This window comes from Staphylococcus sp. HMSC061G12 (genome assembly GCF_001838465.1).
Classification (GTDB): Bacteria; Bacillota; Bacilli; order Staphylococcales; family Staphylococcaceae; genus Staphylococcus; species Staphylococcus simulans.
Genome location: NZ_KV837173.1, coordinates 1 through 790, shown reverse-complemented (window position 1 = coordinate 790; position 790 = coordinate 1). Strand labels below are relative to the sequence as shown.

The 790-nt window shown below is 45.3% G+C and carries 1 tRNA gene and 1 rRNA gene; both read left to right on the top strand.

What is annotated here, in order from left to right:
• Positions 1 to 78 precede the first annotated feature (78 nt).
• A tRNA-Ala gene (locus tag HMPREF2937_RS13125) sits at positions 79 to 151 on the top strand.
• 147 nt (positions 152 to 298) lie between these two features.
• Positions 299 to 790 (top strand): 23S ribosomal RNA (locus tag HMPREF2937_RS13120); the annotation flags it as partial.

The window sequence follows — 790 nt, the reverse complement described above, 5'->3', positions numbered from 1 at the left end:
AAGGTGCGGCTGGATCACCTCCTTTCTAAGGATAAACGGAAGCACGTTTGGGTATTGTTTAGTTTTGAGAGGTCTTGTGGGGCCTTAGCTCAGCTGGGAGAGCGCCTGCTTTGCACGCAGGAGGTCAGCGGTTCGATCCCGCTAGGCTCCATTGAATCGAAAGATTCAAAAGATTGTCCATTGAAAATTGAATATCTATATCAAATTCCACGATTCAAGAAATTGAATTGTAGATAGTAACAAGAAATAAACCGAAACGCTGTGATTTAATGAGTTTAAGGTCAACAGACCAAAATAAGGTTAAGTTAATAAGGGCGCACGGTGGATGCCTTGGCACTAGAAGCCGATGAAGGACGTGACTAACGACGAAATGCTTTGGGGAGTTGTAAGTAAACATTGATCCAGAGATGTCCGAATGGGGGAACCCGGCATGTAATGCATGTCACTCATTACTGTTAAGGTAATGAAGAGGAAGACGCAGTGAACTGAAACATCTAAGTAGCTGCAGGAAGAGAAAGCAAATGCGATTGCCTTAGTAGCGGCGAGCGAAATGGCAAGAGGGCAAACCGATGTGTTTACACATCGGGGTTGTAGGACTGCGACGTGGGACGACAAGATTATAGAAGAATTACCTGGGAAGGTAAGCCAAAGAGAGTAACAGCCTCGTATTCGAAATAGTCTTTAACCCTAGCAGTATCCTGAGTACGGCGAGACACGAGAAATCTCGTCGGAATCTGGGAGGACCATCTCCTAACCCTAAATACTCTCTAGTGACCGATAGTGAACCAGT